14 protein-coding genes and 3 pseudogenes are annotated in these 12,573 nt (G+C 35.1%); 3 read left to right on the top strand and 14 right to left on the bottom strand.

The window, feature by feature from the left end; translation table 11 throughout:
* Positions 1 to 11: 11 nt before the first annotated feature.
* A complete protein-coding gene (locus AC1M9M_RS07280) occupies positions 12 to 1,427 on the top strand; it encodes an efflux transporter outer membrane subunit (protein ID WP_481596008.1) in 1,416 nt (471 codons plus the stop codon).
* A gap of 131 nt (positions 1,428 to 1,558) precedes the next feature.
* On the opposite strand, the gene AC1M9M_RS07275 is transcribed toward AC1M9M_RS07280, so the two are convergent.
* The 9 genes and pseudogenes from AC1M9M_RS07275 to AC1M9M_RS07235 form a co-directional block, all read right to left on the bottom strand.
* The gene (locus AC1M9M_RS07275) at positions 1,559 to 1,810 is read right to left on the bottom strand and encodes a hypothetical protein (protein ID WP_481596074.1); all 252 of its coding nucleotides are present in this window, start codon (positions 1,808 to 1,810) and stop codon (positions 1,559 to 1,561) included.
* 18 nt (positions 1,811 to 1,828) lie between these two features.
* Positions 1,829 to 1,921 (bottom strand): annotated as a pseudogene (locus tag AC1M9M_RS07270) (tetratricopeptide repeat protein); the annotation flags it as partial.
* Between the two features lie 8 nt (positions 1,922 to 1,929).
* A pseudogene (locus tag AC1M9M_RS07265) lies at positions 1,930 to 2,076 on the bottom strand (hypothetical protein); the annotation flags it as partial.
* 359 nt (positions 2,077 to 2,435) lie between these two features.
* Positions 2,436 to 3,131, bottom strand: coding sequence for a hypothetical protein (locus tag AC1M9M_RS07260; RefSeq protein ID WP_481596007.1), 696 nt, complete (start codon positions 3,129 to 3,131; stop codon positions 2,436 to 2,438).
* Positions 3,118 to 3,315, bottom strand: coding sequence for a hypothetical protein (locus AC1M9M_RS07255; RefSeq protein ID WP_481596006.1), 198 nt, complete (start codon positions 3,313 to 3,315; stop codon positions 3,118 to 3,120). The genes AC1M9M_RS07260 and AC1M9M_RS07255 overlap by 14 nt, the downstream gene beginning before the upstream one ends.
* The gene (locus AC1M9M_RS07250; protein ID WP_481596005.1) at positions 3,297 to 3,818 is read right to left on the bottom strand and encodes a hypothetical protein; all 522 of its coding nucleotides are present in this window, start codon (positions 3,816 to 3,818) and stop codon (positions 3,297 to 3,299) included. The genes AC1M9M_RS07255 and AC1M9M_RS07250 overlap by 19 nt, the downstream gene beginning before the upstream one ends.
* Positions 3,805 to 4,557, bottom strand: a complete 753-nt coding sequence (locus tag AC1M9M_RS07245; protein ID WP_481596004.1) for a putative type VI secretion system effector — start codon at positions 4,555 to 4,557, stop codon at positions 3,805 to 3,807. Before AC1M9M_RS07245 ends, AC1M9M_RS07250 begins: the two co-directional genes overlap by 14 nt.
* A complete protein-coding gene (locus tag AC1M9M_RS07240; protein ID WP_481596003.1) occupies positions 4,550 to 5,308 on the bottom strand; it encodes a putative type VI secretion system effector in 759 nt (252 codons plus the stop codon). The genes AC1M9M_RS07245 and AC1M9M_RS07240 overlap by 8 nt, the downstream gene beginning before the upstream one ends.
* Positions 5,308 to 6,066 carry a putative type VI secretion system effector gene (locus AC1M9M_RS07235; protein WP_481596002.1) on the bottom strand — a complete coding sequence of 253 codons (759 nt, stop codon included), beginning with the start codon at positions 6,064 to 6,066 and terminating at the stop codon, positions 5,308 to 5,310. Before AC1M9M_RS07235 ends, AC1M9M_RS07240 begins: the two co-directional genes overlap by 1 nt.
* A gap of 231 nt (positions 6,067 to 6,297) precedes the next feature.
* Here AC1M9M_RS07235 and AC1M9M_RS07230 point away from each other — a divergent pair.
* Positions 6,298 to 6,552 (top strand): annotated as a pseudogene (locus AC1M9M_RS07230) (efflux transporter outer membrane subunit); the annotation flags it as partial.
* A 27-nt stretch (positions 6,553 to 6,579) separates the two neighbouring features.
* Here AC1M9M_RS07230 and AC1M9M_RS07225 read toward each other — a convergent pair.
* Both AC1M9M_RS07225 and AC1M9M_RS07220 read right to left on the bottom strand, forming a co-directional pair.
* Positions 6,580 to 7,668: a hypothetical protein gene (locus tag AC1M9M_RS07225; RefSeq protein ID WP_481596001.1), complete on the bottom strand. Its 1,089-nt coding sequence runs from the start codon at positions 7,666 to 7,668 to the stop codon at positions 6,580 to 6,582.
* 7 nt (positions 7,669 to 7,675) lie between these two features.
* Complete coding sequence (locus tag AC1M9M_RS07220; RefSeq protein WP_481596000.1) at positions 7,676 to 8,920, bottom strand: hypothetical protein; 1,245 nt, start codon at positions 8,918 to 8,920, stop codon at positions 7,676 to 7,678.
* Between the two features lie 11 nt (positions 8,921 to 8,931).
* Here AC1M9M_RS07220 and AC1M9M_RS07215 point away from each other — a divergent pair, with 11 nt between their 5' ends.
* Entirely contained in the window at positions 8,932 to 9,864 is a 933-nt protein-coding gene (locus tag AC1M9M_RS07215; RefSeq protein ID WP_481595999.1) for an IS5 family transposase, read from the top strand.
* A gap of 64 nt (positions 9,865 to 9,928) precedes the next feature.
* Here the strand turns inward: AC1M9M_RS07215 and AC1M9M_RS07210 are convergent, their stop codons facing one another.
* From AC1M9M_RS07210 to AC1M9M_RS07200, 3 genes are all read right to left on the bottom strand, one after another.
* Positions 9,929 to 10,387 carry a hypothetical protein gene (locus AC1M9M_RS07210; protein WP_104490782.1) on the bottom strand — a complete coding sequence of 153 codons (459 nt, stop codon included), beginning with the start codon at positions 10,385 to 10,387 and terminating at the stop codon, positions 9,929 to 9,931.
* Complete coding sequence (locus tag AC1M9M_RS07205) at positions 10,387 to 11,898, bottom strand: hypothetical protein (protein WP_481595998.1); 1,512 nt, start codon at positions 11,896 to 11,898, stop codon at positions 10,387 to 10,389. The genes AC1M9M_RS07210 and AC1M9M_RS07205 overlap by 1 nt, the downstream gene beginning before the upstream one ends.
* A 49-nt stretch (positions 11,899 to 11,947) precedes the next feature.
* On the bottom strand, positions 11,948 to 12,573 hold a 626-nt coding region (locus AC1M9M_RS07200), incomplete at its 5' end, for a DUF2345 domain-containing protein (RefSeq protein WP_481595997.1).

Raw genomic sequence — 12,573 nt, 5'->3', positions numbered from 1 at the left:
AGGGTACAACTATGCGTAATCAACTTCATAAACTGTTCATGACCTTAGCATTAACAGGCTCTTTAGTCGGTTGTGCGGCTGTAGTGAAAACGCCTTATCAAGCTCCTGCAGTCGATATTCCACAGGGCTTTCAAAACAGCCAACTACTCAGCCAAAATATCCACCAACAGGCTTTTCATGATCAATGGTGGACATTATTTGGTGATGCACAGCTCAACCAATTGGTTGAACAAGTGATTGCCCGTAATACTGATTTAGCTGTTGCTGGGATTAATTTGCAACAAGCACGCATTCAAGCCAAGCAATCTGAAAGTCAGCAAGGTGTGCGTATTGGTAATGCAGGTGCATCGGTCGGTCATCGCTTTAGTTTAGATGGTGATGGCGATTCTTCAAATGGTATTTCACTGAACTATCCTGGCTTAAGCTATGAGCTAGACTTGTTCGGTAAATTGGCCAATCAAACTGAAGCATCTCGATGGGAAGCGCTTGCGACTGAGCAAGATTTACAAGCCACTGCACAAAGCCTGATTGCGACAACTGCACAATTGTATTGGCAATTGGGATACTTGAATGAACGTCTGTCTGTGGCTCAGCAAAATTTGGCGAGTACGCAGAAGACTTATGAATTAGTACGAACACAGTACCGAGCTGGGGCAGTATCAGGTCTTGATTTGACCTCAGCCGAACAAGCGGTGCAGAGTCAAAAAGCCACATTAAGTCAGATTGAACAGCAGAAAGTTGAAACACGGACTGCTCTTGCAGTACTACTCAATCAACCAGTTCAACAGTTGAATATTGCGGAGCCACAGCGCTTACCACGTTCTGCCCTACCGCAGATTCAATCAGGCTTACCTGCTGAACTTTTATCCCGTCGTCCTGACCTGCAGGCAGCTGAGTTACGTTTACGTAAAGCATTGGCAAACAAAGATGCCAATAAGGCCAGCTATTATCCTTCGATTAATTTAACAGGCAGCATTTCCACAGGAGGCGCAAGCACGTCACTCAGCAACGTGCTGTCGAATCCTGCTGCGATATTGGGTGCGGGTCTTACGCTACCTTTCCTGCAATGGAATGACATGAAGCGTGATTTGCGTGTCAATGAACTTGAGTATGAAAAGTCGATTATCCAATACCGTCAGACGCTATATAAAGCATTTGCAGATGTTGAAAATGCGTTATCCGCACGTAATGAAATAGACAAACAAGTGGCACTACAAGAACGTAATGTGCAACTGGCTGAGAAAACAGAACAACTCACCCAAGTCCGTTATAAAAATGGTGCTGTGGCGCTGAAAAATTTGATCGATGCCCAGCGCACGACACGTGAAGCACGTTTAAGTTTGGTTCAAGCCAAACAGACGCAGTATAATGCTTATGTCACATTATTGCAGGCTTTGGGCGGTAGTCCGATTCAGCAATTGCCTTGATTTCAATTGAAAAAGCCCGAAAGGGCTTTTTTACTTATGTAAGTTATTTAATTGATTTCGGAAGAGTTAATTAATCCCAGTAAAAATATAGCCAAGTCCTACTTATCTCTGATCTAAATATCAATAAGACATTAATTCTTCAGATTTTCATAATCTTTCTTTAAATTAGCTACTTTAGCTGGATTATATTTCAAGCTCGCATCATCACTATAAATTTCAGAAAGCAATTGATAAGCACCTTCATCACCTTGTCTAAAAGCAACTTCTGCATATTTGATTGCTTTATCTAAATTTTGATTTACACCATTACCAATATAATATTTTAGTGCAACATTACAATTCGCAAATACTTGTCCATTATCCGCAGCTTTCTTAAACCAGATAAATGATTGTTTAGGATCTTTCTCTACCCCTTCACCATTTTCATAAGCTAAACCAACAATATTCTGGGAGTCTATATCACCCTGCTCTGCAGCTTTTAACGCCCATTCAAATGAAGTAGCTAAATCCTTGTTAACACCAACTCATTATATAATAAGCTAGAAACTAAGACCTGAGACTGTAACAAGCCTTTTTCCGCATATTGTAAAAAATAATGAAACGCTTTGTTTTTATCCGGCTCAACACCGAGCCCCTTATAGTAGGCTACTCCAACGTTGTGTAATCAGCTGCCTCACCTTTATCAGCTAGTTTCATAAACCATTGCGTAGAAGCTTTATCATTTCTTCATACAACTTCATTTCCCTCTCTAAGCAATAAACCCAATTGCAACATAGCATCTGTGGATCCTAGTTCTGCTGCCATGTTATAAAGTTCATAAGCTTTCTTTAAATTTTCCTTGCCACCATTAGATGCGTAGGTCGTTGCTAATTTAAAATCTCAGAAGAATTTTCTAATTTTATAAGCTTATTGACATCCTGACTCTCATTTTCTGCAGTTTTCTTTGCATTAGAGTCATTATTACAACCAATTATTAGAGTGCTTAAAATTAAAAATAAAAAAGATTTTTCATTTTTTCTCAAAATAGTCGTTTGGATATGGATTATTTTCCTTAAATGCATCTTGATACTCAATGACCCAAGACTTTGTCATATGTTCATTTTTATCAACAAAAGAATTTTTAGTTAAATTAATCTCATCTATATTATTTACACCCAATAATTCTAATATTTTTTCAGTAAGATACCCTTTTCCTTCTTCGGCTTTGTACATTGGTAAACTCACAAAAAAATATATAAGAGCAATACATATAACTATAGTAATTATATTATAAATAAACCCTTCACTTAAAAAAAATACTACAAAAAAAGTAACAATAAAAAAGCAAAGATTTATTAAACTATATTTTTTTTTCAATTGTTTAATAGTTTCACCCGTGCCAACAGGGATATACATTTTATTATCTTTTGGATCAATTAAAACTAAAGCGACATTATCCTGTACTAAACATATCAATTTAGCCCCTTCATTGAAGTAAATATCTTCAAAAACACCTTGATATTTTTCTCCATTCAACTCAAAACTACACTCTTTAACATCCCATTGACTATTTGCAACTAAAACAGCTTGTGAGGCTAATGTAGCACTTCCAACAGCCGCTCCAAGGGCAGCAGAAATAGTTGCTTGTTTACCACTATTTCTTATAAAGTCATATTTTGTTTTACTAACAAAAAGATTTTGAATCTGACCTTCAATTTTTTTCATTTTTATCAAAATAATTTTTAGGATAAGGATTATTTTGCTTAAATGCATTTTGATATTCGATTACCCAAGATTTTGTCATATGTTCATTTTTATCAACAAAAGCATTTTTTATTAAATTAATTTCACTAATATTTTTAACACCCAATAAGGTCAATATTTTTTCAGTTAATAAACTTTTTCCCACTTCAGATTTATATATTGATCTAGCAAAAAAAAGGAAAAAAGTATTGTTACACATATTGCCAATATTAAAAAACCTACATCTCCACCAATAAAAAATAAAATCATAACTCCTATAAAAAAAAACCCTAAAAACATATACAAACATTTCTTTTTTAATTGTTCTACATTGTCACCTGTCCCAATAGGAATATACATCTTATTATCTTTGGGATCGATCAATACTAAAACAATATTATCTTGAACTAAACATATCAGTTGAGCATTATTTGAAAAGTATATATCTTCGAATATCCCATCATATTTTTGTCCATTTAGTTCAAAACTACATTCTTTGACATCCCATTGGCTATTTGCTACCAAAACGGCTTGTGAGGCTAATGTAGAACTCCCGACTGCTGCTCCAAGGGCAGCTGAAATAGTTGCTTGTTTACCACTATTTTTTATAAAATCATATTTTGTTTTACTAACAAAAAGATTTTCAATCTGACCTTCAATTTTTTTCATTTTTATCAAAATAATTTTTAGGATAAGGATCATCTTGAATTACATTTCTGTATTCAAATACACTTTCAAGTAATAAAGAATGCTTTACACTTAGGAGTCGACTTGGCAATAAGAAAACCTCTTCAGGATTTTTAAACCCCAATACTTCAAAGGCTTGCTCGGACTTCTCTGACAAATGTAATAACGAACGAATTACCCCTTTCATGATAAAAATAATCACAAAATAAAATAGAAAGGTAACGGCTCCAGCTATAACTAATTTCTGTTGAGTGAATTCTACGCCAAATATGAAAACTAACGTTAATAGTATAACCATACCAGCATAAATCAACCGAGCACCTTTCATTGCTGAAGCTGTATAGGTTTTTTTAGATGCCCCCATACCTACTGGCATATGTAACAAACCCGATTTAGGGCTTAATACCGCATAAAGTTCATATAAATTGCCTTCTACTGGTCGAGCGGCACACACCACTTGTTCATTTTCTTCTAATAATGCACGGTGAAATTGACCTACACAGATTTTATCGTCTATTTTTACCACAATACATTGCACATGTAAACGGCTTTGTGAAGCAACAAAAAGGGTCTGTGCAGAAAGCGATAAGCTCTCAGTCGCTCCCCCCAAAAGTGCTGAAGACATAATTTGGCTATCACGACCGGACCCCATAGTACCCATCATTTCATTATGAATTTCTAAAGCCTCTATCCGACCTTCAATTTTGATTAGATTATGCATTTTCCTTATCTAGAATATAGGTTTTAGGATATGGATCATTACTTACAGATTTTCTATACTCATAAACTGATTCTAATAAAATAGAATTTTCATTATCTAAATAGCGGTTTTTTAAAAGACTAAGATTTTGGGGATTATTAAACCCATATAATTTAAAAATCTCCTCTGAGCTTTCAAGAAGAGACTCCAAAGAATCAGAAGCTTTTTTTATGATAAAGGAAAATATAAAATAAAATAGAATCCCTGAAATAAATAAAATAGTAATATTTTTTAGATTAATACTATCAAATGTGAAGATTACTATACCTGTAATTAGCATTGAAATGGCATACCAAACTATTTTTTCTTTCCGCACTCCAGCTTTATGTTTTGCAAGCGATTCTCCCATACCCACTTGCATATGTAATAAACCAGTTTTCGGGCTGAGTACTGAACACAACTCATATACATTCGGTTCAATTTGTCGAGCAATACAAATGATATATTCACCTGTTTCAAATAGGGTACGGTGAAACTGACCTACGCAAACTTTACCCTCTATATTCATCACCACAGTTTGGATATGTAAACGGCTTTGCGTGGCTAAAAAAACCGTTTGTGCACCCAAGGAAACACTACCAGCCACTGTACTTAAAATCGCTGAAGACTTAATTAAGTTATCTCCTGCGTCTCCTAAAGTATTTAGTACTCCGTTATGTATTTCTAATTCTTGAATACGACCTTCAAATTTTATCAAATCATATAAATACATCAATTTTTCATTTCTTTTTCTTTAATGTAACTTTCAGGGTAAGGATCATATTCAACAGCTCTCCGGTATTCATAAACCGATTCTAATATTAGTTTTGCATTATCATCTTGGTGTCGAGCTGTCAGCAAATAAATCTCTTCTGGATTTTTAAACCCATACATCTTAAAAACTTGTTCTGATTTTTCATTCATATGGCGTAATGAGTTAAATGCATTTTTAACAATAAACATAAAAATAAAATAAAATATAAATAAACAGCCTCCCCAAAGCAATAAATTGTCAATTGAATAATCATTAGGCACAATAATCCAAACAATAACTATTACTACAAAGCCAATTGCATACCAAACTCTCCCACCTTTCATCATTGACTTGTATGCAGGTTTATCAGCTGCACCCATTCCTACTTGCATATGCAATAAACCTGTTTTTGGACTAAGCACTGAACATAACTCATATACATTCGGTTCAATTTGTCGAGCAATACAAATGACATATTCACCTGCTTCAAATAGAGCACGGTGAAACTGACCTACGCAAACTTTACCCTCTATATTCATCACCACAGTTTGGATATGTAAACGGCTTTGCGTGGCCAAAAAAACGGTTTGCGCACCCAAGGAAACACTACCAGCAACTGTACTTAAAATCGCTGAAGACTTAATTAAGTTATCTCCTGCGTCCCCTAAAGTATTTAGTACTCCGTTATGAATTTCTAACTCTTGAATACGACCTTCAAACCTCACTAAATCATACATATTTAAACACTCACTACCGCTTTTACAAATTCTTGATACTCTTCATCTTCATTTTTAAATTGCTTTTTCGTTGCTACTAGACTTACGAAAAGATGATTTTTGACAATAATCTTTTATGCAATAATATTAATATTTAGAAATTAAGATAGATAACCTTCTCACATCCTCCAATTAAACGCTTAAACACCAAAGTTATAAGTCATTTAAAGCCAATTGCCGCTGTTGAAAGATGCTTTCTCAACACGTCATGAAATAGATCAACAAGTCGCACTGCAAGAACGTAATGTTCAGCTTGCTGAGAAAACAGAACAACTGACTCAAGTCCACTATAAAAATGGTGCTGTGGCACTCAAGAATCTGATCAATGCCCAACGTACTACACGTGAAGCACGTTTAAGTTTCGTTCAGGCTAAACAGACCCAGTACAATGATTATGTGACGTTATTGCAGGCTTTGGGTGGTAGTCCGATTCAGCAATTGCCTTAAACAAAAAAGCCCGAAAGGGCTTTTTTATTATAGAAAATTCCAAAATTTCAAATAATTATCAAACCCACGACCTCGTGTTTGCATAATAAATTCAATAAACGAAGAAAAGCACAATAGCCCTATATAAGCGCATAGAATACATATTAAATAGTGAGTGAATCCAAATTTAGTTGAATTTAAGCTAACACCTTCAACCTTACCAGTATCATTTTCATCTTCAAAAGAATAATTTCTATTAAACACATGAATAAATAGATTACCTAATAATGAAATAAGATAATAAAAGAAAAAGAAAGATCGAGCATAGTTAATAATTTTGTTTCGTTTTAAACTTCCAGCCTCATCAACCACATATTCATATTTCGAATTAATATTATTTTCTTTAAAAACATAATCATTGTCAAAGAATGTATACCAAGATTTTTTAAATATACCAAACACTTTTGAATAATAATTTTTTTTCTTAATATGTTTATATTCCTCACCTTCCATGTAATTCACTACAAATTGCCAACAAGATGAAAACTTCAATAGATCTTTTTCATCACTGACTTTTCTAACCAAATAAAAAGGTTGCTCAATATCTTCCTTAAACTTAAATTTAATTTCATGATATTCGATATCTGACTTTATATTTATTTTCTCTACAGTCACATTTAAATCATCCCAATCAACAACAAACTCTTTATCATCAATTTTAGGGAAATATACTTTTTTTAAAGTTCGATTGAATCTAATGGGAAATTGACGAAATGAAATAAAATTTTTCACTCCAATCAACCATATTATGAATATAAATCCTCCAATAAGTATAAACACTGATAATACTATAAAAATATACTGATCTTGTAAAAATTTAGTGAATAAAGCAGGTATTAAATAAGTTAGTGGCATTAAAATAAAAAATAGGCCGATTAAGCCTAATCCTACAATTCCGCCTCTTCCATAAAAACTTTTATCATAAAATTCAATACAATCATTGGTTAATTCTCGAATATAACCATAATCAACAGGCTCTACCTTAGGTAAGTCTTCAATTAAATACGACTGTAAGTGATCTATATTCTGAGCTTTCGGATATTTGGTAGTAACACCATATAGCTTATGATAGAGCATAATATTCCTATTGAGCGATTGCTTTTAGTGAAATGTCAAATTGGGATTTCAATTGATCTAAAGTTTTGTATCTATCATTTTTTAGAGTCCCGAACGAGCTCCTTTCGACCCAATCTTGTAGTGCATTATCTTTATATTTAGCTATCATAATTGACAATCCTATCATCACACCTGCGATAATTAATCCATAAACTCCCAAAATGCTTAATCCTTTGAATAATGCATAACTGAAACCTAAGCCAAGAATTCCATTTATAAATTGTAAAGTCATTAATTTGTAATTACCTTCTACACGAGAATCGGTAGCGTCTAATAAATCCATGACTCCAACAGCAAGAGCAGCTCCCCCACCTAGCAATCTAGCACTTAGGTTAAGTGAAGTTTTCATAAATCCAGCTTGTTTTGTAAGAACATCACCAAACTGTGCAAACGAAGCAATTGCTGCCATCGCACCTGCATAAGCTCTATAACTATTATTCCGGGCATCATGCGCCATCACTTCATCACCATAGGCATCATCCCATAACTTTACAAAAACCCAAGTTTGGAATGCACCAATAATTAAAGAACTACCAGCTAAAAACATCTTAGTTACATTGGGGGCAGATCTATTTAGAGTTTCTTGAACTGACGTTTTTACTCTATCACGCCATTGCAGATCAAAATCACTTGAAACCGCATTTTTAAGATCTATATTATCTACTGTCACCGCTTTTAAAGCTTGTTCAAAACTATCAACATTCTTAAAAACCCCTTTTACAATTACAAGGTTTCTTTTCACCACATGTTTTTTCAAATTTGTTTTTGTTGCTAAATCCAAAATATGTTGATCAATCATGAATTTTAAATTTCTTGGATCTGTTTTAATACTCTGCGCTAAAGCAGGATTTTCTCTGGCTGCTGCTAGAATCATCTCTTTTCTTAACACTGAAGCCAATTTACTTGTTCTGATGTTATTTGTAATAAATGGTTCGAATTTCACTCTGTACAATCCAGCATAACTGATTGCGGCTAAACCTGTATTTAATCCATTTAATATACCTTGAGCTAACAGTATATATAAGGAACCAAAAACGACTGCAAAACCACTACCTAATTTATCAACATGACCCTCAACAGTATTTTGAAATGCACCTGCGAAACTTCCCCAAAGCCCATCCCAGGGTATATCTCTAAACTTATTTTCAACATCTGGTTTTAGTTTTTTAAGGCTTTGTTGCAGAAAGCTATTCTTAAGGGCTTCTTCAGCCATATAATTTTCAAATGAAGAAGCCTACACACAAAATCTACCGCACAACCAATTGGCCCGCATATAACCGAGCACTCATTAATCGCGGAAATATTGCCATTTGGTTTGATCCTACTACGCAATGGTATGCTCTATCAAAAGGCAAACAAGGACGAAATAAAACCTACTCCGACGCAGCCATCCAATGCTGCTTAATGATTAAATCCTTATTTCGTCTGTCTTTACGTATGGTCACTGGCTTTGTGCAAAGTCTGATTAAACTTTGCGGATTAAATTGGACAGCACCAGATTACAGTACGCTTTGTAGAAGACAAAAGCATATTGATATTGCAATCAGCTACCAAAAAAGTAGCGATGGGCTGCATCTACTCATGGACTATACAGGCTTGAAGTTTCTAGGTGAGGGTGAATGGAAACGCAAGAAACATGGACCTAGATATCGTCGCCAATGGCGTAAGCTACATATTGCTATAGATGCCAAAACCCTACAAATACGCGCTATTCAGCTCACAACCAATAATGTCAGTGATTCACAGGTGCTTGGTGATTTACTTAATCAGATTCCACAAGATGAGCAGATTGACTCTGTTTATACCGATGGAGCTTATGACACAAAGCGGTGTCGCCAGTTGATCACAGATCGAAATGCCCATGCGATTATTCCACCCAGAAAAAATGCGAAGCCTTGGAAAGATACAAAAGTTCATTCGCTAGAGCGAAATGAATTACTTCGCACTGTTAAACGTTTAGGCAGGACACTATGGAAAAAATGGTCGGGCTACCATCAGCGAAGTCTGGTAGAAACCAAGATGCACTGCATCAAATTATTAGGCGATAAGCTCAGTGCTCGGAATTTTGATAGCCAAGTCAACGAGATTCATGCACGTGTGGCCATCTTAAATAAGTTTACGGAGCTCGGCCGACCTCACACCCAAGTTGTCACTTAAATTTAAACAACTTAGGAAAGCTCTATCTTTAAAATCTTTATGCAACAAAGCCATTTAAAATATATTAAAAACCTAAATATATTAGAAAATCAGCAATAGACTCATAGAAAAAAAATGCGATTCCAAAAATAAAAACAAACAAAGATAATATCTCAATTATAATAATTTGTTTTTTAAATTTTTCACATAAATAAATAACATTATCCTGATACAGATTTGGATACAAGCTAGGACTCTTTTCTCCACGTTTTGCAAAATACGGCATCTTTTCATAACGTCTGTATGTTATAAAATATGAAAACCACATCATAGAGAATATAAAATTAAGTTGTAGTACCTTTTCAAAAGAGATTCCCACCTCATCTAAATACTCTTCAATGCCATATATTTTTTCAGAAAGTTCTTTACTATTTTTTTTTATAAATAACAGGTTATATATATATGTATATAAAAGTAGCATTAAGCCAATAACAAGTAAGCTAATTAAAACGCTACCATAAAAATCAACTAATTGACCTTCCATTAACATACCCCTGTCCTTTTTTTGAGTTCATCCTCAGCAAAATCTGCACCATATTTACCACCACCAATCACACCTGCACCAATAACAACAGCTGTAATAGTCAAGGAAACAGGTAGGGAAATTGTATATCCAGCTGCTCCTGCCACAGCACCAATAATATAAATTATCCCCCTTGCGGCCACTTTTCCTCCAAAGTTACCAGCAGCTCCTCCCATAATACCACCAGCAATCTTACTGCCTTCAATCATAGCCACTTTCTTTGTAAGCTCCATATCACCCGTGTTATAGGCATCCATTGTATTTTTAAAGAAAATCGCAGCACCTAAACCGACAACCAATTGCTTACCCATTCTTAAACCGATACTGATTTTCCCTAAATCGACGATCATTTTATCGTAATGCTTCAAACCACCTCTTACAGCATCTGAGCGTATAAGAGAGTCCGTTTTCATATACTTTCTCATTAAAGGGATTTGAGTCTGAGGCTCTACAATATGCATATCTTTGAGTGCTGTACCCAACTGGCTATAAAGTGAGGCATATTTTTTCTTAAAATCTGAAAAATGCTTTGGGTTCGCATATTTAGATTTCATTAGCTGTTCACTTTGATAAACAGCCATAATCGCATCATTGCTTTTTATCACTTTTTCTAGTGATGTTTCTTTCATGACTAGAAGCTCATTCTTTTTAAGCTTCCTATCTCGCTCGCTTTTTTGTTCAGCGCTATCTACAATTTGCCCCGTTCTTTCTTCAACTTGATCTAATAGATCATCATCACCTTGACAGTATTCCTTCCTAAACTCATCAACTGTAACGACTTTCTTTTGGTCACTTACATTGGCTAATGCCATTTCAGTAGCATGTGACCAATAATCGTACAAAAGTTCATAATTTGCAGCAAAAAATGCTGCATCAAAATTTGAGGACTTGCTCAATAGCTTCAATTTTTCTTCGACGCTGCTCGCTAACCGCTTATATTCACTCAGCTTAAGATCATTACCATATTTATTTGATAAAATGACCACCTGACACGGCTTAAGCACAGTCATTGGTCCATTGGTTGATAACCCTGGCAAATGGGCATTATTATTTTTAAAAATAGAAAATTCTTTTGCCGTAGGAGGGTATGCATAGATACGTTTTAACAATGCATCGACAGTCTCATCTTCTCGAATCAACAACCAACCAACTTCCATACCTTCTTTTATATAAACTTTTTGGATTTTATTTTCTTCTATCGGGGAACTTTGCGCTTGATGGTATTTAAACTTGATCTCTGTAAACTTTCCGCTTTCAGATTGTGCTAAATGTGGAAGGATTGCGCCTTGATACCATTTATCGTCTAAGAAAATATCAACTTGAACTACTGCAGTATCATAATTCACCTCAATTTTATGGGTTTTCATAAACTTATTAAAAGGTGTCAGTTTAGATACATAGGTAGATTTAGCTTCAGATGTTTTTGCTGTAATCACATATTTCAAACGTGGCAAAGCAATATGTTTTGGCACATTCTTTAATACAGCTTGTGCAAGCTTAGGTTGAGGATACTTTGCCATCTTAGTTATCCAATTTCTTTATTTTGTCATTGATTGCATGTAGATAGTAATTCTCTTGCTTATCAGTGACAAATGCCTGAGTTAAACTATTCGCATCTGTTTTTCCATAGCTTACATGCCCTTGATCATTCATTAACATGTAAGAAGTGAAAGGCAACAACGCTTGTGTTTCAGTATCTCGCAATTCAAATTGTATTTTGTGTAATCCCAATTTAGGCATTAAAGGAATGGTTGCATGAACATTTTCACCACTCTTAAACAAATGCTGCCCCGCCTTTACCTCGAATTTTCCGCCTGTGGTCGGAAAAATCCCCGAGCCATTAATCTTGATTTGTGAACCACCGGCGGTCAGATTAATTTCGGTTGGACTGGTAATATAAACCGCATCTTCCGTCGAAATAATCTGCACACCCTTTCTTGCAATCAGGTCAGCACCATCCCCTTGGGCTTGAATCTCGATCTTGCCTTTGCCTGCATACAGTCGTGCCCCTTCTTGCGCTGCAAATAAACTGATCTTTTTGCTGGCATGGCTAATAATGCTGTCTTGCGTGCTGGTGTTGATGCTTCCTTGTGCAATCTGGTTGATCTGCCCATCTGCACTGAGGTGGATGTCTTCGTTACTTTCTA

This window comes from Acinetobacter sp. ANC_7503 (assembly GCF_056780035.1).
Note: the sequence above shows the minus strand (reverse complement) of the source record. Positions and strands in the feature narration are given on the sequence as shown.

Excerpts from the sequence above, each read along its gene's own strand:
- AC1M9M_RS07280 (WP_481596008.1), top strand. The coding sequence starts at position 12 with ATGCGTAATCAACTTCATAAACTGTTCATGACCTTAGCATTAACAGGC.
- AC1M9M_RS07215 (WP_481595999.1), top strand. The coding sequence starts at position 8,932 with ATGAAGAAGCCTACACACAAAATCTACCGCACAACCAATTGGCCCGCA.
- AC1M9M_RS07240 (WP_481596003.1), bottom strand. The coding sequence starts at position 5,308 with ATGTATTTATATGATTTGATAAAATTTGAAGGTCGTATTCAAGAATTA.
- AC1M9M_RS07225 (WP_481596001.1), bottom strand. The coding sequence starts at position 7,668 with ATGCTCTATCATAAGCTATATGGTGTTACTACCAAATATCCGAAAGCT.
- AC1M9M_RS07245 (WP_481596004.1), bottom strand. The coding sequence starts at position 4,557 with ATGCATAATCTAATCAAAATTGAAGGTCGGATAGAGGCTTTAGAAATT.
- AC1M9M_RS07220 (WP_481596000.1), bottom strand. The coding sequence starts at position 8,920 with ATGGCTGAAGAAGCCCTTAAGAATAGCTTTCTGCAACAAAGCCTTAAA.
- AC1M9M_RS07260 (WP_481596007.1), bottom strand. The coding sequence starts at position 3,131 with ATGAAAAAAATTGAAGGTCAGATTCAAAATCTTTTTGTTAGTAAAACA.
- AC1M9M_RS07250 (WP_481596005.1), bottom strand. The coding sequence starts at position 3,818 with ATGAAAAAAATTGAAGGTCAGATTGAAAATCTTTTTGTTAGTAAAACA.
- AC1M9M_RS07210 (WP_104490782.1), bottom strand. The coding sequence starts at position 10,387 with ATGGAAGGTCAATTAGTTGATTTTTATGGTAGCGTTTTAATTAGCTTA.
- AC1M9M_RS07235 (WP_481596002.1), bottom strand. The coding sequence starts at position 6,066 with ATGTATGATTTAGTGAGGTTTGAAGGTCGTATTCAAGAGTTAGAAATT.